The 21,986-nt window shown below is 68.6% G+C and carries 21 protein-coding genes; 8 read left to right on the forward strand and 13 right to left on the reverse strand.

Going from position 1 to position 21,986, the window contains the following annotated elements:
• Positions 1–102 precede the first annotated feature (102 nt).
• Genes coaBC through ACLBV5_RS08025 form a run of 3 tightly spaced genes read left to right on the forward strand, consistent with a single transcriptional unit; the run spans position 103 to position 2,242 of the window.
• Entirely contained in the window at positions 103–1,338 is a 1,236-nt protein-coding gene (coaBC, locus tag ACLBV5_RS08015) for a bifunctional phosphopantothenoylcysteine decarboxylase/phosphopantothenate--cysteine ligase CoaBC (RefSeq protein WP_447605344.1), read from the forward strand.
• 4 nt (positions 1,339–1,342) lie between these two features.
• Positions 1,343–1,792 (forward strand): dUTP diphosphatase, encoded by a 450-nt coding sequence (dut, locus tag ACLBV5_RS08020; RefSeq protein WP_025976346.1) that lies wholly within the window; start codon positions 1,343–1,345, stop codon positions 1,790–1,792.
• A gap of 48 nt (positions 1,793–1,840) precedes the next feature.
• Positions 1,841–2,242: a BLUF domain-containing protein gene (locus tag ACLBV5_RS08025; protein ID WP_025976347.1), complete on the forward strand. Its 402-nt coding sequence runs from the start codon at positions 1,841–1,843 to the stop codon at positions 2,240–2,242.
• Positions 2,243–2,270: 28 nt separating this feature from the next.
• Here the strand turns inward: ACLBV5_RS08025 and dapB are convergent, their stop codons facing one another.
• From dapB to dnaK, 3 genes are all read right to left on the reverse strand, one after another.
• The gene (gene dapB, locus ACLBV5_RS08030; protein WP_447605345.1) at positions 2,271–3,020 is read right to left on the reverse strand and encodes a 4-hydroxy-tetrahydrodipicolinate reductase; all 750 of its coding nucleotides are present in this window, start codon (positions 3,018–3,020) and stop codon (positions 2,271–2,273) included.
• Positions 3,017–4,225 (reverse strand): molecular chaperone DnaJ, encoded by a 1,209-nt coding sequence (gene dnaJ, locus ACLBV5_RS08035; RefSeq protein WP_025976349.1) that lies wholly within the window; start codon positions 4,223–4,225, stop codon positions 3,017–3,019. Before dnaJ ends, dapB begins: the two co-directional genes overlap by 4 nt.
• A gap of 179 nt (positions 4,226–4,404) precedes the next feature.
• A complete protein-coding gene (dnaK, locus tag ACLBV5_RS08040; protein WP_447605346.1) occupies positions 4,405–6,312 on the reverse strand; it encodes a molecular chaperone DnaK in 1,908 nt (635 codons plus the stop codon).
• Between the two features lie 285 nt (positions 6,313–6,597).
• On the opposite strand from dnaK, the gene ACLBV5_RS08045 reads away from it, so the two are divergent.
• Together ACLBV5_RS08045 and ACLBV5_RS08050 are read left to right on the forward strand one after the other, a co-directional pair.
• Positions 6,598–7,248 carry an alpha-ketoglutarate-dependent dioxygenase AlkB gene (locus tag ACLBV5_RS08045; RefSeq protein ID WP_447605348.1) on the forward strand — a complete coding sequence of 217 codons (651 nt, stop codon included), beginning with the start codon at positions 6,598–6,600 and terminating at the stop codon, positions 7,246–7,248.
• A 73-nt stretch (positions 7,249–7,321) separates the two neighbouring features.
• Positions 7,322–8,227: a dienelactone hydrolase family protein gene (locus ACLBV5_RS08050; protein ID WP_447605349.1), complete on the forward strand. Its 906-nt coding sequence runs from the start codon at positions 7,322–7,324 to the stop codon at positions 8,225–8,227.
• Between the two features lie 114 nt (positions 8,228–8,341).
• Here ACLBV5_RS08050 and grpE read toward each other — a convergent pair whose 3' ends face one another.
• On the reverse strand, positions 8,342–8,956 hold the full coding sequence (gene grpE, locus ACLBV5_RS08055) for a nucleotide exchange factor GrpE (protein WP_025976353.1): 615 nt from the start codon (positions 8,954–8,956) through the stop codon (positions 8,342–8,344).
• Positions 8,953–10,047 carry a heat-inducible transcriptional repressor HrcA gene (hrcA, locus tag ACLBV5_RS08060; protein ID WP_303692119.1) on the reverse strand — a complete coding sequence of 365 codons (1,095 nt, stop codon included), beginning with the start codon at positions 10,045–10,047 and terminating at the stop codon, positions 8,953–8,955. The genes grpE and hrcA overlap by 4 nt, the downstream gene beginning before the upstream one ends.
• A 115-nt stretch (positions 10,048–10,162) precedes the next feature.
• Here hrcA and rph point away from each other — a divergent pair, with 115 nt between their 5' ends.
• Positions 10,163–10,888 (forward strand): ribonuclease PH, encoded by a 726-nt coding sequence (gene rph, locus ACLBV5_RS08065; protein ID WP_447605350.1) that lies wholly within the window; start codon positions 10,163–10,165, stop codon positions 10,886–10,888.
• 68 nt (positions 10,889–10,956) lie between these two features.
• On the forward strand, positions 10,957–11,325 hold the full coding sequence (locus ACLBV5_RS08070; RefSeq protein ID WP_447605351.1) for a hypothetical protein: 369 nt from the start codon (positions 10,957–10,959) through the stop codon (positions 11,323–11,325).
• 267 nt (positions 11,326–11,592) lie between these two features.
• On the opposite strand, the gene pnp is transcribed toward ACLBV5_RS08070, so the two are convergent.
• The 6 genes from pnp to ACLBV5_RS08100 all read right to left on the reverse strand — a co-directional run bounded on the left by pnp (position 11,593) and on the right by ACLBV5_RS08100 (position 17,148).
• Positions 11,593–13,827, reverse strand: coding sequence for a polyribonucleotide nucleotidyltransferase (gene pnp / locus ACLBV5_RS08075; RefSeq protein ID WP_447605352.1), 2,235 nt, complete (start codon positions 13,825–13,827; stop codon positions 11,593–11,595).
• A 259-nt stretch (positions 13,828–14,086) separates the two neighbouring features.
• Positions 14,087–14,356, reverse strand: coding sequence for a 30S ribosomal protein S15 (gene rpsO / locus ACLBV5_RS08080; RefSeq protein WP_003166644.1), 270 nt, complete (start codon positions 14,354–14,356; stop codon positions 14,087–14,089).
• Positions 14,357–14,445: 89 nt separating this feature from the next.
• Positions 14,446–15,378: a tRNA pseudouridine(55) synthase TruB gene (truB, locus tag ACLBV5_RS08085; protein ID WP_392354613.1), complete on the reverse strand. Its 933-nt coding sequence runs from the start codon at positions 15,376–15,378 to the stop codon at positions 14,446–14,448.
• A 3-nt stretch (positions 15,379–15,381) separates the two neighbouring features.
• On the reverse strand, positions 15,382–15,834 hold the full coding sequence (gene rbfA, locus ACLBV5_RS08090) for a 30S ribosome-binding factor RbfA (protein ID WP_303704871.1): 453 nt from the start codon (positions 15,832–15,834) through the stop codon (positions 15,382–15,384).
• A 65-nt stretch (positions 15,835–15,899) separates the two neighbouring features.
• Entirely contained in the window at positions 15,900–16,604 is a 705-nt protein-coding gene (locus tag ACLBV5_RS08095; RefSeq protein ID WP_447605353.1) for a DUF2459 domain-containing protein, read from the reverse strand.
• Positions 16,605–16,617: 13 nt separating this feature from the next.
• Entirely contained in the window at positions 16,618–17,148 is a 531-nt protein-coding gene (locus ACLBV5_RS08100; RefSeq protein ID WP_312448765.1) for a hypothetical protein, read from the reverse strand.
• 188 nt (positions 17,149–17,336) lie between these two features.
• On the opposite strand from ACLBV5_RS08100, the gene ACLBV5_RS08105 reads away from it, so the two are divergent.
• The gene (locus tag ACLBV5_RS08105) at positions 17,337–18,080 is read left to right on the forward strand and encodes an SAM-dependent methyltransferase (RefSeq protein ID WP_447605354.1); all 744 of its coding nucleotides are present in this window, start codon (positions 17,337–17,339) and stop codon (positions 18,078–18,080) included.
• Between the two features lie 97 nt (positions 18,081–18,177).
• Here ACLBV5_RS08105 and infB read toward each other — a convergent pair whose 3' ends face one another.
• Together infB and ACLBV5_RS08115 are read right to left on the reverse strand one after the other, a co-directional pair.
• Positions 18,178–21,183 (reverse strand): translation initiation factor IF-2, encoded by a 3,006-nt coding sequence (infB, locus tag ACLBV5_RS08110; protein WP_447605355.1) that lies wholly within the window; start codon positions 21,181–21,183, stop codon positions 18,178–18,180.
• Positions 21,184–21,295: 112 nt separating this feature from the next.
• Entirely contained in the window at positions 21,296–21,970 is a 675-nt protein-coding gene (locus tag ACLBV5_RS08115) for an RNA-binding protein (RefSeq protein ID WP_278070078.1), read from the reverse strand.
• Positions 21,971–21,986 lie beyond the last annotated feature (16 nt).

Below are 21,986 nucleotides of genomic sequence, written 5' to 3' on the forward strand. Positions count from 1 at the left end.
AGTTAGGCATGATTTTCATCGCCCGGCAAAGCCCTGTCGCGCAAACGGGGGCGACGTCGCTTTGTCTCGACGCCGTCACGCCACGCCGCTAGACCTTGGTTCATGACCGCACCCTCGCTTTCCAGCGCCCTGGCCGGCCGCAAGGTCCTGCTGATCATCGGCGGCGGCATCGCCGCCTATAAGGCGCTGGAGCTGATCCGCCTGCTCAGCAAGGCGGGCGCGCAGACGATGGCCGTCCTGACCAAGGCCGGGGCCGAGTTCGTCACCCCCATGTCGCTGGCGGCCCTGACCGGCCATCCGGTCCGACAGGACCTGTTCATGCCGGACGACGAAACCGCCATGGGCCATATCGAACTGTCGCGCTGGGCCGATCTGGTAGTGGTCGCGCCCGCCACGGCCGGGCTGATCGCCAAGGCGGCCAACGGCATGGCCGACGACCTGGCCTCGACCACGCTTCTGGCCACCGACAAGAAGGTGCTGCTGGCCCCGGCGATGAACGTGCGCATGTGGCTGCACCCGGCGGTTCAGGCCAATGTCGCGCGGCTGAAGGGCTTCGACGGCTATCACGGCATGGCCGTGGTCGGACCCGACGACGGCGTCATGGCCTGCGGCGAGTTCGGGCCGGGCCGCATGGCCGAGCCCCCGGTCATCCTGGACGCCATCGCCCGTCTGCTGGCCGGACCGGATGGACGCCCGCTGACCGGCCGGACCGCCGTGGTGACGGCCGGGCCGACGTTCGAGCCGATCGACCCGGTGCGCGGCTTGACCAACCGCTCCAGCGGCAAGCAGGGCTATGCCGTCGCCGCCGCCCTGGCCGAACTGGGGGCGCAGGTGACGCTGATCTCCGGCCCGGTGGCGCTGGACGCCCCCGTGGGCGTGACCCGCGTCTGGGTCGAGGCCGCCACGGAAATGAAGGCGGCAGTCGACGCGGCGCTCCCGGCCGACATCGCCGTGATGAGCGCCGCCGTCGCCGACTGGCGCGTGGACGGCGTGGCCTCGGGCAAGATCAAGAAGGCGCCGGGCGGGCCGCCGTCGCTGGCGCTGATCGAAAACCCCGACATCCTGGCGGGCGTCTCCGCGCCCGGCCCTCGCCGCCCGAAACTGGTGGTCGGTTTCGCCGCCGAGACCAGCGACCTGGAAGCCAACGCGCGCGCCAAGCTCTCCCGCAAGGGGTGCGACTGGATCGTCGGCAATGACGTCTCGGACGAGGTGTTCGGCTCGGACGGAAACGCCGTGACCCTGTTCACCCGCAATGGCGACGAGCCCTGGCCGCGCCAGTCCAAGACCCAGGTCGCCAGGAAGCTGGCCCAGCGCATCGCCGATCACTTCAAGGCTTGAGATCATGACCGCCCTCCGTATCGAACGCCTGCCCCACGCCGAGGGCTTGGCCCTGCCCGCCTATGAGACCGCCGGTTCGGCCGGCATGGACCTTCGCGCCGCCCTCGCCGAGGGCGAGACCCTGGTGCTGGAGCCCGGCCAGCGCAAATTGGTGCCCACTGGTCTGAAGATCGCCCTGGAGCCCGGGTACGAAGCCCAGGTGCGCCCGCGCTCGGGCCTGGCGCTGAAGCACGGGATCTCGGCGCCGAATTCGCCCGGCACCATCGACAGCGATTATCGCGGCGAGGTCGGGGTCATCCTGATCAACCACGGCGAGTTGCCGTTCGAGATCAAGCGCGGCGACCGCATCGCCCAGATGGTGATCGCCCGCTACGAGCAGGCGCAGATCGTCGAGGTCGAAGCCCTGGACGAAACCGACCGGGGCGCGGGCGGATTCGGTTCAACCGGGCGTTGATGAAGACTCTACTTTCACATCCTTAGATACTGGTTTAGCGTGGCGGTCATGAACACGCTGGAACAGCTCGTCTACTTCAGCCGGTCACGGCTCGCTCGCGAAGACGAGGCTAAGGCGATCGCCGACATCGTCGATGTCGCGGCTTATTTGAACGCCCGCAACGGCATCAGCGGGGCCCTGACCCTGCAAGACGGCGTGTTCGTTCAGATCCTCGAAGGCTCGCCCAGCGCGCTGGATATCCTCATGCTGCATCTGCATTTCGATGAACGGCATGAAGATATCGAGGTGTTGGTCAGGGACACGATCGAGCGCCGCAGCTTCGCCGCGTGGGGAATGACGGCGCCGTCGCCTCGTCAGTCCGAGGCGCTCCGACACCTGATCGCAGCCCGCTCGCAGGACCTTTGCGCCTGGCGCGCCGCCATGACCGAACTGTTGTCCGAAGCGGCCTGAGGCCGCGATACGATCGCGCTCTAGTCTGTCACGCCTGACGGAAGCCCAGCACGTCCTGCATGTCGTAGAGGCCGGGGCGGCGGTTGCGCACCCAGGCGGCGGCGGCCACCGCGCCCTTGGCGAACAGGCTGCGGTCGATGGCCGAATGCGACAGGGTCAGCATCTCGTCTTCCGAGGCGAACATGACGGTGTGCTCGCCGATCACCCCGCCGGCGCGCAGGGAGGCGAAGCCGATCTTGCCCGGCTCGCGCGGGCCGGTGATGCCGTCATAGGGGGCGCTTTGCAGCTCGGCCAGATCGCGGCCCCGGCCGTTGGCGGCCGCCTCGCCCAGCATCAGGGCCGTGCCTGAGGGCGCATCGACCTTGCGGCGGTGATGGGTCTCCAGCACCTCGATGTCCCAGTCGCGCGCGTCCAGCCGCAGGGCCGCGTGTTCGACCAGGCCGATCAATATGTTCACGCCCAGCGAGAAGTTGCCGCTCATGACGATGGCGATCTTCTCGGCCGCGGCCTCGATCTGGACCTCCTGCTCGGGCGCCAGGCCGGTGGAGCCGATGACCAAGGCCGGTCCGCCCGCCTCGGCGCAGGCGCGCGCCAGAGCCACCGAGGCCTCGGGCGTCGAGAAGTCGATGATGACGTCGCACAGCTTCAGATCGACGGTCTCGCCGCGATCGAAACGGGCGGCGACCACCACGTCCTCGCGGGCGTCCAGAACCTGAGACACGGCGCGGCCCATGCGGCCCCGGGCGCCGGAGATGCCGGCGTGGAAGATGTCGCTCACGCGGTCTCTTTCGGATTATCGGCGTCGCCGCCCAGGATGTCGGCCCAGAAGCGCTTGGCCTTGCCGGCGAAGCTGGTGTTGCGCGGGGTCTGGCTTTCGCCCAGCGACGCGGCCAGTTCGGCCAGAAGCTCCTTCTGGCGCGCGTTCAGATCGGTCGGCGTCTCGACGAACAGTTCAACCACCAGGTCGCCGCGGCCGCGCCCGTTCAGGTGCGGCATGCCCTTGCCCTTGATGCGGACGGTCTTGCCGGTCTGGGCGCCCGCAGGCACCTCGACCGGGGCCTTGCACTTGCCGTCGCAGGCGTCCGAGATCAGGCAGGGCGCGTCCACGACGCCGCCCAGGGCCGCCACCGTCATCGGCACCGGCACCGTCACCAGCAGATCCAGGTTGTCGCGCTCGAACAGTTCGTGCGGCGTGACCGACAGGAAGACGTAAAGGTCGCCGCGCGGCCCGCCGCGCTGGCCCGCCTCGCCCTCGCCCGACAGGCGGATGCGCGAGCCGTCGTCCACGCCGGCCGGCACCTTAAGACTGAGCTTGCGGGTCTTGCGGACCTGACCGTGGCCCCGGCAGGTGGTGCAGGGGTCGGCGATCATCTCGCCCGAGCCGCCGCAGCGGGGGCAGGTGCGCTCGACCTGGAAGAAGCCGTTGGCCTGACGCACGCGCCCGGCGCCGCCGCAGGTGTTGCAGATGGTCGGCTTGGTGCCCGCCTTGGCGCCCGAGCCGTCGCAGACCTCGCAGCTCATCAGGGTCGGGATGGCGATCTCGACCTCGGCGCCCTGATAGGCCTGCTCCAGGGTGATCTCCAGGTCGTAGCGCAGGTCCGAGCCGCGGCGCGGCCCGTGGTTCTGGCGCCCGCCGCCGCCCCGGCCGCCGAAGGCGTCCCCGAAGGCGTCGCCGAAGACCTGGGAGAAGATGTCGTTGATGTCGTGGAAGCCCGCGCCGCCCTGGCCGAACGGGTTGCCCCCGCCCGCGCCGCCGCCGTTGACGCCGGCATGGCCGAACCGGTCATAGGCCGCGCGCTTCTGCTCGTCGGACAGGACGGTGTAGGCCTCGGAGATTTCCTTGAAGCGGGCCACGGACTCTTCGGAGCCGCCGTTGCGGTCAGGGTGGTGCTCCATCGCCAGCTTGCGATAGGCGCTCTTGAGCGCGGCCGCATCGACCGTCCGCTCGACCCCCAGAATCTCGTAATAGTCACGTTGCGCCATCAGGCGTTCGTCCTCTTACTTTCCCGCCGCTTCAGGCCTCTCTTGATCGGAGGCGCTCCGTTTGCGGATGACCGGCAGCCTGCCTGATGACATGGGCGCCCGGTCCAATGATGCAAGTTTCATGAAACGGCCCCGCCTGCCGTCTGACAAGCGGGGCCGAACATTAGCCAGGCGCCGTCTTAGGCGTCCTTCTTCTCGTCCGCGTCCGAGACTTCCTCGAACTCGGCGTCGACCACGCCGTCGTCGGCCGGTTGGCCCTCGGCGCCGCCTTCAGTCCCGCCCTGCTGGGCGGCGTACATGGCCTCGCCCAGCTTCATCGAGGCCTGAGCCAGGGTGTTGGTCTTCTCGCGGATGGCCTCGGGGTCCGTGCCGTCCTTGGCCGACTTCAGATCGTCCAGGGCCGACTGGATGGTCGCCTTGGTCGCTTCGTCGATCTTGTCGCCGTGCTCGGCCAGGGCCTTTTCGGTCGAGTGGACCAGGCTGTCGGCGCCGTTCTGGGCCTCGACCAGCTCCTTGCGGGCCTTGTCGGCCGCAGCGTTGGCCTCGGCTTCCTTGACCATCTGCTCGATGTCCGCGTCCGACAGGCCGCCGTTGGCCTGGATGCGGATCGACTGCTCCTTGTTGGTCGCCTTGTCCTTGGCGGTGACGTGGACGATGCCGTTGGCGTCGATGTCGAAGGCGACCTCGATCTGCGGCATGCCGCGCGGCGCCGGCGGGATCCCCATAAGGTCGAACTGACCCAGGATCTTGTTGTCGGCGGCCATCGGCCGTTCGCCCTGGAAGACGCGAATCGTCACGGCCGACTGATTGTCGTCAGCGGTCGAGAAGGTCTGGGCCTTCTTGGTCGGGATGGTGGTGTTGCGCTCGATCAGCGGGGTGAACACGCCGCCCAGCGTCTCGATGCCCAGCGTCAGCGGCGTCACGTCCAGCAGCAGCACGTCCTTGACGTCGCCTTGCAGAACGCCCGCCTGAACGGCGGCGCCCAGGGCCACGACCTCGTCCGGGTTCACGCCCTTGTGCGGCTCCTTGCCGAAGAAGGCCTTCACGGCTTCCTGCACCTTGGGCATGCGGGTCATGCCGCCGACCAGCACCACTTCGTCGATGTCCGAAGCCTTCAGGCCGGCGTCGGCCAGGGCCTTCTTACACGGCTCGATGGTGCGGGCGACCAGGTCGTCGACCAGGGCTTCCAGCTTGGCGCGCGACAGCTTGATGTTCAGGTGCAGCGGGCCCGACTGGTTCATGGTGATGAACGGCAGGTTGACCTCGTACTGGGTCGTCGAGGAAAGCTCCTTCTTGGCCTTTTCGGCCTCTTCCTTCAGGCGCTGCAGGGCCAGCTTGTCCGAGCGCAGGTCGACGCCCTGCTCCTTCTTGAACTCGTCGGCCAGGTAGTCGACCAGACGCATGTCGAAGTCTTCGCCGCCCAGGAAGGTGTCGCCGTTGGTCGACTTCACCTCGAACACGCCGTCGCCGATCTCCAGGATCGAGACGTCGAAGGTGCCGCCGCCCAGGTCGTATACGGCGATCTTCTGGCCGTCGTTCTTCTCCAGGCCATAGGCCAGGGCCGCCGCCGTCGGCTCGTTGATGATGCGCAGGACTTCCAGACCGGCGATCTTGCCGGCGTCCTTGGTCGCCTGACGCTGGGCGTCGTTGAAATAGGCGGGAACGGTGATGACGGCCTGGGTGACCTTCTCGCCCAGATAGGCCTCGGCGGCCTCCTTCATCTTGCCCAGGGTGAAGGCCGAAACCTGCTGGGGCGAATAGTCCTTGCCGTGGGCCTGGACCCAGGCGTCGCCGGTCGGGCCCTTGACGATCTCAAAGGGCACCATGCCCTTGTCCTTGGCCACCACCGGGTCATCAAAATTGCGGCCGATCAGGCGCTTGATGGCGAAGAAGGTGTTGGCGGGGTTGGTAACCGCCTGACGGCGCGCCGGCTGGCCGACGAGGATTTCGCCGCCGTCCTGGATGGCGACCACCGACGGGGTGGTGCGGGCGCCTTCGGCGTTTTCGATGACCTTGGGGTTCTTGCCGTCCATGACGGCGACGCACGAGTTGGTCGTGCCGAGGTCGATGCCGATGATCTTGGCCATGGGCTTGTCTTTTTCACTCCTTGCGGCGGGCGATGCGGCGGCCTTGGATCAAGCGCCGCGCGTGACCGCCCCCTGATGGGCTTTTGAAATCATGCCGCGCCGGACGCGAGGCCCAGTGCGACGGTGGACGAGGTCGGCGGACAAACCCCTAACGAAAAGGGGGTTATCGCCGGATTGGCTCGGATATGGGAAAGTCCGCAGGGCCCGCAAGGCCTTCTGTGCGGTTAGGGGCAGATTCCGCGCCTTATGGCGGACAAGGACGCATCGCGCCGCTAAATTCGGCCGATGACCTCGCAAATCCCGCCCCCAGCGCTTCCCGAAACCCCGACCGCCCTGCCCGGCTTTCGGCTGTGGCCTGGCCTGCTAGACGCGGCGGCGCAAGGCGAGCTGCTGGCTCAGGTGCAGGCAGGGCTGGACGCGGCGCCCCTCTACCGGCCGACAACGCCCGGCGGGCGGCCCTTTTCGGTGCGGATGAGCAACTTCGGCGCTGTGGGCTGGGTGTCGGACCGTCAGGGCTATCGCTATCAGCCGACCCATCCCATGACGGGGGCACCCTGGCCCGCCATCCCGGCCCGCCTGCTGGACCTGTGGGACGCCCTGACGGGCTGGCCCGACCCGCCCGACGCCTGCCTGGTCAACCTCTATCAGGGCGAGGCGAAGATGGGTCTGCATCAGGACAAGGACGAACGCGACCTCACTGCGCCGGTGCTGTCGGTCTCTCTGGGCGATACGGCGGTGTTCCGCATCGGTCCGGCCCCCGACGAAACCGGAAAGGGCGGCGCCACCAGCACGGTGCGCCTGGCCTCCGGCGACGTCTGCGCCCTGACCGGACCTGCAAGGCTGGCGCGCCACGGGATCGACCGGCTTCTGGCGGGCTCTTCGCGACTGCTGCCCGACGGCGGGCGGATCAATCTGACGCTCCGGGTCGCGGGCTAGACGGAAAGACTCGACGGCGGAGGGAAAGCCGAGGCACTGTCGCCGCTTCCACAGCGCCGACCGGAGACCCGCGATGACCCTGATCACCCGGCCCGAGGGCCTGAGCCCCGACCAGATCGCCCCCAGCCGCCGCAGCCTGGGCGTGGCGACCGCCGGCGGGCTGTTCTTCGCCGCCTACGCCCCCGCCGCCCTTAGCCAGTCGGCCCAGCCGATCGCCACCGACGCGGCGGGGCTGGTCACGCAGGACGCAGCCTATCCGGCGCCCGACGGCTTCAGCCTGCCCGCCTATGTCGCCCGGCCCGAAGGCGCCGGCCCCTTCCCCGTCGTCATCGTCGTGTCCGAGATTTTCGGCGTGCACGAATACATCCGCGATGTCTGCCGCCGCCTAGCCAAGGCGGGCTACGCCGCCGTGGCGCCCGCCTTCTTCGTGCGCGTCCAGGACCCGGCCCCGCTCAGCGACATGCAGGCGATCCAGCGCATCGTCGCCGCCGCCAGCTACGATCAGGTGATGGGCGACATCAGCGCCACCCTGGACTGGATCGGCGCCCAGTCCTGGGCCAAGGCCGACAAGGTCGGCATCACCGGCTTCTGCTGGGGCGGCAAGGTGGTGTGGCAGGCGGTGGCCCGCTTCCCGACGCTGGACGCCGGGGTCGCCTGGTACGGCCGCCTGTCGCCCGCCGCCAATGCGAGCGACGACCAGAAGGCGACGGGCCGCCCCTGGCCCATCGACCTGGCGGGCGAACTCAAGGCGCCGGTGCTGGGCCTTTACGGCGCCCAGGACAGCGGCATTCCCAACGACACGGTCAGGGCGATGAACGAGGCGCTGAAGGCCGCAGGGCGGACCGACAGCCAGATCGTCCTCTATGACGACGCCCCGCACGGCTTCCACGCCGACTACCGCGCCTCTTACCGCGAGGCGGACGCCAAGGACGGCTGGCGGCGACTGCTCGAACTGTTCGATTCGAAATTGAAGGGCTGACCTCTCCGCCCGCTCATCCCGGCGTCCGCCGAGATGAGCGGTTTATTTCGCAGGCGTATAAAAACGGCCCGACGCGTCTGCGCCGGGCCGTCGTCATATCAACGCGCGAAAGCCTCAGGCCTTGGCGTCGAAATTCCCGCCGGTCGTGTTCGGATCGGCATAGGCGCCGCCCGTCGCCGGGCCGGAGCCCTTGGCCGCGACCACGACCATGGCCGCGCGCACGGTGCGGCCGAACAGGGCGTAGCCCGGCTGCAGCGTCTGGATGACGGCGCCGCCCGGCACGGTGTCCGACGGCTGCTCCATCATCGCCTGATGCAGGTGCGGGTCGAAGGCGTCGCCCGGCGCCGGATCGACGCGGGTCAGGCCGTTGGCCTCAAAGGCCGACAGCAGGGATTTCTGCGTCAGCTCCAACCCCGTCACCATGGCCGCCGTCGGGCCTTCGGCGTCCTTGGGCGCCGCCGCCAGACCGCGCTCCAGCGTATCGGCCACGCCCAGCAGATCCTTGGCGAAGCGCTGGATGGCGTAGGCGCGCGCGTCGTTCTGCTGCGTCTCGGCGCGGCGCTTGGTGTTCTCGGCATCGGCCACGGCGCGCAGGGCGCGGTCCTTCCACTGATCGCGCTCGGCGATCAGGGCGTCGACCACGGCGTTTTCATCGCCTTCAGGCGCAGCTTCGCCTTCGTGGATGTCCTGCTCGAGTTGGTCCCGGGTCTCGTCGTTGATGTCGTTCACGTCTCTTGTCCGTCCAGAATCCGGCCCAGCACCCGGGCGGTATAGTCCACCAACGGTATGACACGGGCGTAGTTCAACCGCGCGGGCCCGATGACGCCGATGGCGCCCAGCACCCGCTGCCGGCCCGACATATAGGGCGCCGCGATCACGGCGGAACCCGAAAGCGAAAAGAGTCGCGTTTCCGCGCCGATATAGATGCGCACGCCCTGGGCCGCGCCGACGTCGTCCAGCAGGCCGATCAGCTGTTCCTTCTGCTCCAGATCGTCGAACAGGACGCGCACCCGCTCCAGATCCTCGGCCGCGCGGGCGTCCTGCAACAGGTTGCCGCGCCCGCGCACGATCAGGTTGCGGTCGTGGCCCGCGCCGCCTGCGCCGCCGCTCCAGGCGGCCAGCCCGTCTTCGACCAGACGGGCGGCGGCGGCGTCCAGATCGCGCCGGGCGGCCTCCATCTCGGCCTTCATCTCGTGCCGGGCCTCGGCCAGCGGACGGCCCTTCAACCGGGCGCTGAGGAAGTTGGACGCCTCCTGCAGGGTCGAGGGCGTGACGCCGGGCGCCAGATTCATCAGCCGGTTCTCGACCACCCCGTCGTCGGCGACCAGCACCGCCAGCGCCTGCCCGCCGCCCAGGGCCACGAACTCGACATGGCGCACCCCCGCCTCGCGCACCGGGCTGGCGACGATGCCCGCTCCGCCCGCCAGACCCGACAGCAGGGATGAGGCCGCATCCAGCGCCTCCTCGACATTGCGGCCGCCGCCCTTGGCGCCCAGCACCGCCAGGCGGGCGTCGATCTCGCGCCGCTCCTCCTGACCGATGTCGCCGACTTCCAACAGGCCGTCCACGAACAGCCGCAGGCCCGCATGGGTCGGCGCCCGCCCGGCCGATGCGTGCGGCGAGGCCAGCAGCCCGGCCTGCGTCAACGCCTGCATAGTGTTGCGGATCGAGGCGGGCGACAGGTCCAGCCCGGCGCGCGCCAGGGTGTGCGACCCCACCGGCTCGCCCGTCTCCAGATAGGTCTCGACCACCCGGCGGAAGATGTCGCGCGCCCGCGCATCCAGCGTCGCCAGACCGGGCGAGGGGTAAAGCAGGCTCATGTCGGCGCCCTCCGTCCCGCCGGAACGGACGGGGCGGGCGCCGCAAACAGGTCAGGGCGGGACAGGCTCATGGTTTCAGGATAAGCACGCGCCATCCCGCTTCCAAGGAATTCCCATGCGCCCGTCCGAACGCACCCCCGAACAACTCCGCACCGTCACGCTGGAAACCGGCGTCAACCGCTACGCCGAGGGCTCCTGCCTCGTCTCCTTCGGCCATACCAAGGTGCTGGTGACGGCCTCGATCGAGGAGAAGGTGCCGGGCTGGATGCGCAACAGCGGCCAGGGCTGGGTCACGGCCGAGTACGGCATGCTGCCGCGCTCCACCCACACGCGCGGCCGCCGCGAAGCCGCCGCCGGCAAGCAGTCGGGCCGCACCCAGGAGATCCAGCGCCTGATCGGCCGCTCCTTGCGCGCCGTGGTCGACCTGAAGGCGCTGGGCGAGCGTCAGGTGCTGATCGACTGCGACGTGATCCAGGCCGACGGCGGCACCCGCACCGCCTCCATCACCGGCGCCTGGGTGGCGATGGCCTCGGCGCTCAACTACCTCAAGGACGAGGGCGTGCTGACGACCGACCCGATCCTGGATCAGGTGGCGGCCGTGTCCTGCGGCGTGTTCAAGGATCTTCCGGTGCTGGACCTCGACTATGAGGAAGACTCCACCGCCGAGGCCGACAGCAACTTCGTCCTGACCGGGGCGGGCCAGATCGTCGAGATTCAGGCCACCGGCGAGAAGCGCGGCTTCAGCCGGGCGGAGTTCGACCGCCTGTTCGAACTGGCGGAAATCGGCTGCGCCGAGCTGTTCGCCCTGCAGCGCGCCGCCGTCGAAGCCGCCCGCCGATAAGACTTTTCGCGGAGCCGGATCGGGGTCATCGTCGTTGCCAAGGCGAACCCCGATCCGAAAGTCCGCACATGCCCCGACTGTCTCTTCTGGCCTGCCTGTCCCTGAGCGGGCTTCTGATCGCCTGCCAGCCGCGCCCCGAACCGGCCACGTCGGCGCCGACGCCAGCGCCCTCCCCGGCCCGCGAACCCGAAGTCCGCCCGCCCGAAGGCCCGGACATGGCGCCCCAGCGCGTACCCATCGACGATCGCCCCTGCCGCGAGACCCTGGGCGAAGCGGCTTCGGCCCGGCTGGTCCAGCGCTGCGTCGCCGTCAGCCCCGCCACGCGCCCGCCCTGCAACGCCGCCAACCCCTGCGACCTGATCCAGGGCGAGATCGACCGCAGTTGCGCGATGTGGACCCGCGACGGCGAAACCGCGCCGAAAGAGTGCAAGAGCTGATCTTCTCCCTCCCCTTCATGGGGAGGGTGGTCGAAGCGAAGCGGAGACCGGGTGGGGAGGGCCAGGTGGTCCTGGCCTCGGCGGTTGATTTGCCAAGCCGCCCCGACCCGGCTTCGGCCTCGCGGCCTCAGCCACCCTCCCCATGAAGGGGAGGGAGAAGGCGCGCTCAAGCAGGGAGCCGTCGCGCGGCGAGCGATAGCGCCCAAAAAGAAAACCCCGGCGGAGCGATCCGCCGGGGCCTTCTTACTTCAGCAATGACGCCGAGGCTTAGTCGCGACGGCGACGGCCGCGGTCGCCGCCGTTGCGGTCGCCGTCACGCTTGGGACGCCCGCCGGTGTCTTCCGACAGCGGAGCTTCGCCGCGCTCAGCGCGCTCGGCGTTGATCTTGTCGGTGATGTCCTCGCCGGTTTCCTGATCGACGACCTTCATCGACAGCTTGGTCTTGCCGCGATCGTCGAAGCCCAGGAACTTGACCTTGACCTCCTGGCCTTCCGACAGGACGTCGGCCGGGTTGGCGACGCGCTCCAGAGCGATCTGGGACACGTGGACCAGGCCGTCCTTGGCGCCGAAGAAGTTCACGAAGGCGCCGAAGTCGACGACCTTCACGACCTTGCCGGTGTAGATCGTGCCGACTTCCGGCTCCGAGGCGATGGACTGGATCCAGGCCTTGGCGGCTTCGATCTTCTCCTGCTCGTTGGCGGCGATCTTGATGGTGCCGTCATCGCCGATGTCGACCTTGGCGCCGGTCTTCTCGACGATTTCGCGGATGACCTTGCCGCCCGAACCGATCACTTCGCGGATCTTATCGACCGCGATCTTGATGGATTCGATCTTGGGCGCGAACTCGCCCAGCTCGGCGCGCGGGGCCTCCATCGCCTTGGACATTTCCTCAAGGATGTGCAGACGGCCGGCCGAAGCCTGCGTCAGGGCCTGCTGCATGATCTCCTTGGTGATGCCGGCGACCTTGATGTCCATCTGAAGGCTGGTGATGCCTTCCGAGGTGCCCGCGACCTTGAAGTCCATGTCGCCCAGGTGGTCTTCGTCACCCAGGATGTCCGACAGGATGGCGAACTCGCCCGACGGCTCCAGGATCAGACCCATGGCGATGCCCGAGACCGGACGGACCAGCGGCACGCCGGCGTCCATCAGGGCTAGCGACGAACCGCAGACCGTGGCCATCGAGGACGAGCCGTTGGACTCGGTGATCTCCGACACCAGGCGGATGGTGTAGGGGAAGTCTTCGCGCGACGGCAGCATCGGGCGGATGGCGCGCCAGGCCAGCTTGCCGTGACCGATTTCGCGACGGCCCGGCGAGCCCATGCGGCCCGCTTCACCGACCGAATAGGGCGGGAAATTGTAGTGCAGCAGGAAGGACTCCTTGTAGGTGCCCGTCAGGCTGTCGATGTACTGCTCGTCCTCGCCGGTGCCGAGCGTGGCGACGACCAGAGCTTGCGTTTCGCCGCGCGTGAACAGCGACGAACCGTGGGTGCGCGGCAGGACGCCGACTTCCGAGACGATAGCGCGGACCTTGTCGAGGGCGCGGCCGTCGACGCGGTGGGCGTTCTCGATGATGTCGCGACGCAGGACGTCGGCTTCGCATTCCTTGAACGCGGCCGAGAACTTCGACGAGTCGACGCCGTCCGGCTTCTCGTCGGTCTTCACCAGGGCCTCGGCGGCCTTCTTCTTGGCGGCGTCCACGCCCGAGCGGCGCTCGTACTTGCCCGGGTGGGCGTAGGCGGCCTTGATCTCTTCGCCGACCAGCGACTTGATCGAGGCGACCACGTCCGAGTGGTCTTCGGCCTGGAAGTCGAACGGCTCCTTGGCGGCGTGCTCGGCCAGGTCGATGATGGCGTCGATCACCGGCTGCATGCCCGCGTGCGCGAACATCAGGGCCTCGAGCATCTTCTCTTCCGACAGCTCCTTGGCTTCGGATTCGACCATCATGATGGCGTCTTGCGTGCCGGCGACGACCAGGTCCAGGGCGCTCTCGCCCAGGGTGTCGATGGCCGGGTTCAGCACCAGCTCGCCGTCGATCATGCCGACGCGCGCGGCGCCGATCGGGCCCATGAAGGGCACGCCCGAGATGGTCAGGGCGGCCGAGGCGGCGACCATGCCCAGGATGTCGGGGTCGTTCTCAAGGTCGTGCTGCAGCACGGTGACGATGACCTGGGTCTCGTTCTTGAAGCCCTTGACGAACAGGGGGCGGATCGGGCGGTCGATCAGGCGGGAGACCAGGGTCTCCTTCTCGGTCGGACGGCCTTCACGCTTGAAGTAGCCGCCCGGGATCTTGCCGGCGGCGAACGTCTTCTCTTGGTAGTTGACGGTCAGCGGGAAGAAATCCAGGCCCGGCTTGGGCTGACGGCCGTAGACGACGGTGGCCAGGACCACGGTCTCGCCGTAGGTCGCCAGCACGGCGCCGTCGGCCTGACGGGCGATGCGGCCCGTCTCCAGGGTCAGCGGGCGGCCGGCCCACTCGATCGTCTTGCGTTTGATATCGAACATGTTTCGTCTTTCGTCTCCCGCGGGCGTATTCCCGTCGGGGGTGTGCGGAGCGTCAGGCCGTTCAGTCCTTAACGGTCCCCGTTGACCTGGCCGCGATGTCGCGGCCGGGCGGGTGATTGAGGACCGGATTCAAGGCCCTCGCGTCGGTTGCGCCGGTCAGACCCGCGGCGCGCGGGAAGCTTGCTACTAATAGCGGAACGAGGCGCGGACGTGACCGCCCGCGCCTCGTGGAGATTATCCGATCCGCAACCGGGGCGCCTTAGCGACGCAGGCCCAGCTTGGCGATCAGCGCCTGATAGCGAGCGCTGTCGGTCTTGTTCAGGTGGTCCAGAAGGCGACGACGCTGCGAAACCTGCTTCAGCAGGCCACGACGCGAGTGGTTGTCCTTCTTGTGGGTCTTGAAGTGCTCGGTCAGGTTGGCGATGCGTTCCGTCAGGATCGCGACCTGCACTTCGGCCGAACCGGTGTCGCCCGTCGAGCGGGCGTTGTCGGCGATGACTTCAGCTTTACGTTGAGCCGTAATCGACATCGGAGGTCCTTTCTTGCCCTATCGCTCGCCTCGCGGAGGCTCGCTGTTTGAGGGCGTTGGAGTTCCTGTCGGCAAGCGGTCGGCCTGCTTCAAGGGAGGTTGAAAACACGGTCGGGTTCAAGCCGACCGGCCCTGAGATTGCCGAGCGCGACCAGGGTTCCGCCCTCGAAGACCGAAACCAGCCGCGAGCCGGCGGCGAGCCGGGCCTTGAGCGTTTCAATCTGTCGGGGGAGCAGAACGATCGGCCGTCCCTGCCTCAAAGAGAGGGCGTCCTGATCCGTCACGGCCAACTCCGGGATGTCGTCCAGAGCGGTCGAAACGGGCAGCAAGCCCTCAAAGGCGGCGCCCTTATGCGCCAACTCTTCCAGAAAATCCAGCGTTACGGCGTTGTCGACCGAGAACGGCCCCACCCGCTCGCGCCGCAGGTCCGAGACATGGCCCTCCGCGCCCAGCATGATCGCCAGGTCGCGCGCCAGCGAACGGACATAGACGCCCTTGCCCGTCCGCATCGTGATCTCGACGTGATCGGCGTCGGGCGCGGCCGTCACGGCCGCCTCGTGAATGGTCACCCGGCGCGGCTGCAGCTCGACCTCGACCCCCGCCCGCGCCAGATCATAGGCGCGCTCGCCATTGACCCTTACGGCCGAAAAGGCGGGCGGCGTCTGGTCGATCTCGCCGACGAAGGACGGCAGGGCCGCCGTCACCGCCTCCACCGAAGGCCGCACGTCGGAGCGGGCGATGATCTCGCCCTCGCGGTCGATGCTGTCGGTCGAAATGCCCCAGTGGATGGTGAAGCGATAGACCTTCTGCGCCTCCATCATGAAGGGCACGGTCTTGGTCGCCTCGCCCAGCGCGATGGGCAGTATGCCCGAGGCCAGCGGGTCCAGCGTCCCGGCATGGCCCGCTTTCTGGGCGTTGAACAGCCGACGGACCTTCGTCACCGCCTCGGTCGAGCCCATCTCATAGGGCTTGTCCAGACACACCCAGCCGTTGACGAGATCGCCCTTCTTGCGCCGCGCCATGAGTCAGTCTTCGCCCTGGTCGTCAGCCTGTTCGATGTCGGCGCGCACACGCGGATCATTGAACAGACGGTCCATGTGGCTGGCCGCGTCGAAGCTCTCGTCGTGGCGGAATTTCAGGTCGGGCGTGAACTTCATGTCGATGCGGCGGCCCAGCTGGCCGCGCAGGAATTTGGCGTGTTCGTTCAGCGCCTTGATGATGGCGCTCTCTTGCCCCGCCGTCTCGGCCGCCTCGACGCCGGCGCCCAGAGGCTCGACGAAACAGGTGGCGTGGCGCAGGTCCGGGCTCATCCGCACCTCGGTCACCGTGACGGAGACGCCCAGCAAGGCCTCGTCGTGAATCTCATGCTCGCGCATGACGTCGACCAGGGCGTGGCGGATCAGCTCGCCGGCGCGCAGCTGACGCTGCGACGGGCCCAGCGGGCCGCTGGCGTTGCGGGTGTGTTGCTTGCGGGCCATCGGGGCTCCTCCTGCTCGCGCCGCCGGGGATCGGACGCCGGCTCTGAAACGCGAAGGGGCGGGGTCTAGTCGTCTGCGCCGCGCAAGTCCAGTTCCGCCGCGCGCTGTTCGGCGGTTCGCGCCGCCCGCATCACCGCGCCAGAGGTCAGGCTGCGCACTATCGGCATGGGCAGGCCGCCCGCGTTCAGCACCTCGGCCGTCCAGTGGTTGCACAGATGGCCGACCCAAAAGGTCTCCTGGCTGGCGTAGAAGACGGCGTCGTCGTCCGGCATCCTCGCGGCGATGACCGCTCGCCCCTCCGCATCCCGCTGGAGCGAGGACGCCACGCGCGCGCGCAAGGCGGTAAAGCCGTCGGACGACAGGCTCAGGGTCGTCCGTATCTCGTCGGACAGAAGGGCGGGATCGACCGGATCCGGGTCCAGCATGACCACGGACGGATTGCCGCCCGGTTTGAAAAGGGCCCGCGCTCCGTCGGGCAGCCGCCGGCTGATCGGCCCTTGTTCGACATAGAAGGCGGCGTCGCCCCAGCCGATCCGCACCCAGTCGCCGGGCGGCAGGGCTCGCACCGCCCGCGCCAGCGCATCGTCTCCGCCCGCCAGCGCCGCGCGCGGCGCGACCAGATCGGTGTGAAATCCGTTGTCGAGCAGATGGACGACGATCGCCGCCTGTGCGTCCTGGGGCGGAAACAGCGCCGGATCGCCCGGCCGCTGCGCCGTCCACAGACCAGCCAGCAGACCCAGAAGAACAGCGAGGCTCCAGCGGATCAGCACGCCCGCCTCGCCTTTAGTTGTTGCCGAAGGCCGCCGGAACATCGCGCGCAGGCGAAGAGCCCTGCATCGTCGCCCACTCGCCGCGATAGCTGTAATTCAGGCTGACGCAGTGGCGGAACTGGCCGTCAGCCCAGCGGCCGACCGTCTCGATCGTCAGCGGATGGCCCGCCCGCACCCGGCCCACGACGATGAAGGCCTCATCGGCGCCCGGACACAGGGCGCGCGACAGGGCGCGGCCGTCGCCGTCGGCCAGGATGCTGTAGACGCCGCCGTCGGCTGCGCCCTGGGGCAGGACGCGCCGGACCTGGTCCGGTCCGCCGCGCTCGAACCGGGCCGAGCCGCGCGAGGTCGAGGAGAACAGGTTCCTCACCGAGGTGGCGCCGAACCAGCCGCGCTCCACCTCCAGCGTCACGCCGCGCGTCAGGGCCTGGGTCGGGCGGTCGCTGGCGTCAAACGACAGGAACCGCGTGTCGGCCACGGCCGGGGACGCGGCCGCGCCAGCCAGCGTGGCGATCAACAGAAGAGACGGTCCAGCACGTGACATTTGCGGTCCATTGTTCGGCGCCCCCCGACGCGATGGCCGAACCCTAAGGCCAACGCAAGGCCAGATGAAGCCTTCAATACGCGGCCGCTGGCGAGGCGGGCGTCGGTCCGGCATGATGCGCGCGCGAGCATACGGATCCCTGCCGAGGCATCCTTTCGCCCGTTCCTCCTCTTCATGATCCGAGCGCCGTGTTCAAAGACCCCTTCGACATCGACAACTACGCCCAGGACCCGGACCATTATCTGGCCGTGCCCTTCGTTCCGACGGAGGAAGACACCGTCGCCGCCATGCTTGCCCTGGCCGGCGTAGGGCCGAAGGATCGCCTCTATGACCTCGGCTGCGGCGACGGCCGGATCGTCATCGCCGCCGCCCGCGACCGCGACGCCCACGGCATCGGCTTCGACATCGACCCGACGCGCATCGCCGACGCCATGGAGTACGCCGGCTGGGCCGGGGTCGAGCATATGGTCGACTTCATCGAGGAAGACCTGTTTAGCGTCGATGTCAGCGAGGCCACCGTGGTCAGCCTGTATCTGCTGCAGTCGATCAATGTGGAGCTGCGCCCGCGTCTCCTCAGCCAGCTGAAGCCCGGCGCCCGCATCGTCTCGCACGCCTTCGACATGGGCGACTGGCCAGCGGATGAGCGGATCAAGGTCGCCGACGGCTACATCTACAAATGGACTGTTCCGGCCCCGGTCGCCGGACGATGGGACTGGACGTGCGAGGACGGGACGGCCGGCCGACTGGAGCTGGAACAGACGTATCAACAAGTCACGGGGCGCGCCTGGCTAGGCGAGACGGAGGTCTCGATGAGCGCCGAACTGACCGGCGAACGGCTAGAGATCGAGCTGCAGGCCGACGACGCGGCGCGGGTCCAGCGCTTCATCCTGACCTTCTCGGACGGCGCGCTGAAGTCTGTCGTCGAGGACTAACTGCCAACGCAAGCCAAAGACAAAGGGCGCGGCTTCTTTCGAAACCGCGCCCTTCATGTTTCAGGCCGTGAGGCTCAAACGTCCAGATCTAGGCGTCCTAGTCCAGGGTGCGCTTGATCTCTTCGACGGTGAAGCACTCGATGTAGTCGCCTTCCTTGATGTCCTGGAAGCCCTGGAACTGCATGCCGCACTCCTGGCCCGAAGGCACCTCGTTGACCTCGTCCTTGAAGCGTTTGAGCGTGTTGAGCACGCCCAGCTCCAGAACCACCACGTCGTCGCGGATGATGCGCACGCGCGCGCCCTTGCGGACCACGCCTTCGGTGACGCGGCAGCCCGCGACCCGGCCGACCTTGGTGATGTCGAAGGCCTGCAGAACCTTGGCGTTGCCCAGGAAGGTTTCGCGCTGGAGCGGCGCCAGCATGCCCGAGAGCACGCCCTTAATGTCGTCCAGCAGGTCGTAGATGATCGAGTAATAGCGGATCTCGACGCCTTCACGTTCGGCCAGATCGCGCGCCTGCTTCGAGGCCCGGACGTTGAAGCCCAGGATCGGCGCCCCGGCCGACTTGGCCAGGTTGACGTCGCTCTCGGTGATGCCGCCGGCGCCCGAATAGACGGTGCGGGCGCGGACCTCGTCGTTGCCCATCTTGTCCAGCGAGCCGACGATGGCTTCGGCGGTGCCCTGAACGTCGGCCTTGATGAGGACCGGCAGTTCCGAGACCTTTTTGGACTGCAGCTTGGACATCATGTCGACCAGCGACAGCGAACCGCCCGAGACCTGCGTCTTCTCGCGCTTCACGCGCTGACGGTATTCGGTCAGTTCGCGAGCGCGGGCCTCGGATTCCACCACAGCGAAGACGTCGCCCGGCGACGGGGCCTCGTCCAGGCCGAGAATCTCGACCGGGACCGAAGGACCGGCTTCCGGCAGTTGCTCGTTGCGCTCGTTCAGCAAGGCGCGCGCCTTGCCCCAGGCCGAACCGGCCACCACGATGTCGCCGCGACGCAGGGTGCCGCGCTTGACCAGGACGGTCGCGACCGGGCCGCGACCCTTGTCCAGCTTGGCCTCGATGACCACGCCTTCAGCCGAACGCTCGGCGTTGGCGCGCAGGTCCATGACCTCGGCCTGCAACAGGATGGCGTCGGTCAGGCCGTTGAGATTGAGCTTCTCCTTGGCCGACAGCTCGATGATCTGGGTGTCGCCGCCCAGGCTCTCCGAGATGACTTCATACTGCAGCAGTTCGTTGACGACCTTCTGCGGATTGGCGTCCGGCTTGTCGATCTTGTTGACGGCCACGATGATCGGGGCCCCGGCCGCCTTGGCGTGCTGGATGGCCTCGACCGTCTGCGGCATGACGCCGTCGTCGGCCGCGACGACCAGGACGACGATGTCGGTGACGTTGGCGCCGCGCGCCCGCATCGCCGAGAAGGCCGCGTGGCCGGGCGTGTCCAGGAAGGTGATGCGCTGACCGTCGCCCAGCCGCACCTGATAGGCGCCGATGTGCTGGGTGATCCCGCCGGCTTCGCCCGCCGCCACGTCGGTGGTGCGCAGGGCGTCCAGCAGGCTGGTCTTGCCGTGGTCGACGTGGCCCATGATGGCCACGACCGGGGCGCGCACGTCGCCCGTGTCGGCCTCGTCGGCCTCGGCGATGAAGCCTTCTTCGATGTCGGATTCCGACACGCGCTTGACGGCCATGCCGTATTCCTCGGCCACCAGTTCGGCGGTGTCGGAATCGATCACGTCGTTGATCTTCATCATCAGGCCCTGACGCATCAGGAATTTGATGATGTCGACGCCGCGCACGGCCATCCGGTTGGCCAGTTCGCCAACGGTGATGGTGTCGGGAATGACCACTTCACGCGGACGGTTGGGCGTTTCGGTCGAACCGCCGCGACGCTTTTCCTTCTCGCGTTCGCGAGCACGACGCACCGAGGCCAGCGAGCGCATCCGCTCGACGGCGTCCTCGTCGCCTCCCGCCACCGAGTGGATGGTCAGGCGGCCTTCGCGGCGCTTGGGCTCGCCGCGCGTGCGGCTGACGGCCTTGCCCGGCGCATTGTCGCCGAAACGCTTCTCGCGGTCGTCTTCCCGTCCAGCCGGACGAGCGAAGCCGCCGCCGGCGCGGCTGGGACGAGCCACCTCGGGCTGGGCCGGGGGCTGGTTCGGAGCCGGACGACCGCCAGGGCGGGCCGCGCCGGCGGCGCCGGTGCGGGCGCCGGGGGCCGGACGCGGGTTCAGAGCAGAATAGCGGACCGTCTGGGCCGGACGGGCGGGACGCTCGCCGCCCTCGCGGCCGGCTTCACGCGGCGCCGGTTCGCTGGCCTGCGGACGCTCGCCGCCCATGGCTTGTTCGCGGGCCGAGCGGCCGCCGAAGGCGGGACGTTCAAGCGGCGCGCGGCCTTGCGGAATCTTGGGCGCGCGCTGGCCGAAGTTGACGGCGGGGCGCTTGGGAGCCGCGGCCGCGGCCGGCTTCACCGGTTCGGGCTTGGCCTCGACCTTGGGGGCCTCGACCTTGGGGGTCTCAACCTTGGGAGCCACAGCCTTGGGCGTTTCGACCTTGGGCGCAGCGGCCTTGTCCGACGCGGGCGCGGCGGCGCCCAGCTTGGCGGCCTCGACGCGCGCGGCTTCGGCGGCGGCCTTGGCGGCGGCGGCTTCGGCGGCGGCCTTGGAGGCGGCGGCTTCAGCGGCGGCGGCCTGCTCGCGCTCAGCGGCCTCGGCGGCGGCCTTGGCGGCTACAGCCTGGCGTTGCTTTTCAGCCGCCTGCTGGGTGGCCAGAGCGATGGCGCGGCGACGCGCTTCCTGCTCCTCGGCCGACAGACCTCCGCCCATCGGCTGACGCGGGGCCGCTGAACGCGGCGCGCCGCCTTCGGAACGCGGACGCGCGACCTCGAAGCCCTGCGGACGCTGATGCCCGCCCTGTGCGCCCGCCCGGCGCTTGGTCTCGACGACGACGGTCTTGGAACGGCCGTGGCTGAAGCTCTGCTTCACAGTGCCGGTCGAGACCGAACCCGTCGCGCGCGGCTTCAGGCTCAGCGGAGCGCGCGGCCCCGTCTGCGAAGGCGCGTTGGCAGGAGTCTTGCCGTCGTTGGAATTGTTGTTTTCGTCGCTCATCCGGTCGCTTTACTCAGGGCGGAGAATTCCGCCTTCGCCTGTCTCAATCACCCATAGCAGAATGCGGCCCCGCCTCCGTTGTTTCGGAAACAGGCCCGCCGCCGCTCAAACCCTAAGGCTCTCCATCCGGGGCGTCGCCCCGGTCGTCCTCTGCGCCGTGTTCGGGCCCCGCCCGGTTCCAGCTCTGGGGACAGAGAGGTCGAAATCCCGCCAGCCGCTGAACCTCCAGGGTCCAGCGATCAGCCCGCCCGCCTTGCAGCAGGACGGCGTGTATCGCATTTTCCAGCCCAAGGGCCAAACTCAAATCGTCCGCGCTGAAAGCCCCGCAGATTTCGGGGGCGGGCGAGGCGTGTCTGGAGAGGGCCAGAAGCTTGCCGCGCCCGTCGGCCGAGCCGTCGGCGGCTTCGATCAGCCATGCGGCGCGGCCGCTGCGGATCGCCGCAGCGCATTTCTCGAAGCCAGAGATAAGCACGCCTTCGCGCCGGGCAAGGCCCAGTTGGTCCAGACAGCGCCGAACCAAGAGCTTTTCGACCAGATCGGGCAGGTCGGCGGCGGGTTTCAGCGGGGCCTTGGCGGCGCGCGCGAACAGGTTCTTCTTGATCGCCGCCTCCAGCGAGGCGCGGTCGGCGGCGACCCACAGGCCCCGGCCCGGCAGCTTGCGCGCCAGATCGGGGACCACCGCGCCGTCCGGGTCGGCCACGAAACGGATCAGGCGAGATTCATCGAGGGCCTGGCGCGACGCCAGGTCCTGACGATCCCTATCGATCAACGTCTCGGACGACCTCATGGACAGCTGCGGCTCC

The sequence above is a fragment of the Brevundimonas sp. M1A4_2e genome, from assembly GCF_053345555.1.

Excerpts from the sequence above, each read along its gene's own strand:
- ACLBV5_RS08115 (WP_278070078.1), bottom strand. The coding sequence starts at position 21,970 with ATGAGGTCGTCCGAGACGTTGATCGATAGGGATCGTCAGGACCTGGCG.
- truB (WP_392354613.1), bottom strand. The coding sequence starts at position 15,378 with ATGGCGCGGCGCAAGAAGGGCGATCTCGTCAACGGCTGGGTGTGTCTG.
- ACLBV5_RS08050 (WP_447605349.1), top strand. The coding sequence starts at position 7,322 with ATGACCCTGATCACCCGGCCCGAGGGCCTGAGCCCCGACCAGATCGCC.
- dut (WP_025976346.1), top strand. The coding sequence starts at position 1,343 with ATGACCGCCCTCCGTATCGAACGCCTGCCCCACGCCGAGGGCTTGGCC.
- rph (WP_447605350.1), top strand. The coding sequence starts at position 10,163 with ATGCGCCCGTCCGAACGCACCCCCGAACAACTCCGCACCGTCACGCTG.
- ACLBV5_RS08100 (WP_312448765.1), bottom strand. The coding sequence starts at position 17,148 with ATGTCACGTGCTGGACCGTCTCTTCTGTTGATCGCCACGCTGGCTGGC.
- pnp (WP_447605352.1), bottom strand. The coding sequence starts at position 13,827 with ATGTTCGATATCAAACGCAAGACGATCGAGTGGGCCGGCCGCCCGCTG.
- coaBC (WP_447605344.1), top strand. The coding sequence starts at position 103 with ATGACCGCACCCTCGCTTTCCAGCGCCCTGGCCGGCCGCAAGGTCCTG.
- dnaK (WP_447605346.1), bottom strand. The coding sequence starts at position 6,312 with ATGGCCAAGATCATCGGCATCGACCTCGGCACGACCAACTCGTGCGTC.
- rbfA (WP_303704871.1), bottom strand. The coding sequence starts at position 15,834 with ATGGCCCGCAAGCAACACACCCGCAACGCCAGCGGCCCGCTGGGCCCG.
- infB (WP_447605355.1), bottom strand. The coding sequence starts at position 21,183 with ATGAGCGACGAAAACAACAATTCCAACGACGGCAAGACTCCTGCCAAC.
- ACLBV5_RS08070 (WP_447605351.1), top strand. The coding sequence starts at position 10,957 with ATGCCCCGACTGTCTCTTCTGGCCTGCCTGTCCCTGAGCGGGCTTCTG.
- rpsO (WP_003166644.1), bottom strand. The coding sequence starts at position 14,356 with ATGTCGATTACGGCTCAACGTAAAGCTGAAGTCATCGCCGACAACGCC.
- hrcA (WP_303692119.1), bottom strand. The coding sequence starts at position 10,047 with ATGAGCCTGCTTTACCCCTCGCCCGGTCTGGCGACGCTGGATGCGCGG.
- dnaJ (WP_025976349.1), bottom strand. The coding sequence starts at position 4,225 with ATGGCGCAACGTGACTATTACGAGATTCTGGGGGTCGAGCGGACGGTC.
- ACLBV5_RS08025 (WP_025976347.1), top strand. The coding sequence starts at position 1,841 with ATGAACACGCTGGAACAGCTCGTCTACTTCAGCCGGTCACGGCTCGCT.
- ACLBV5_RS08045 (WP_447605348.1), top strand. The coding sequence starts at position 6,598 with ATGACCTCGCAAATCCCGCCCCCAGCGCTTCCCGAAACCCCGACCGCC.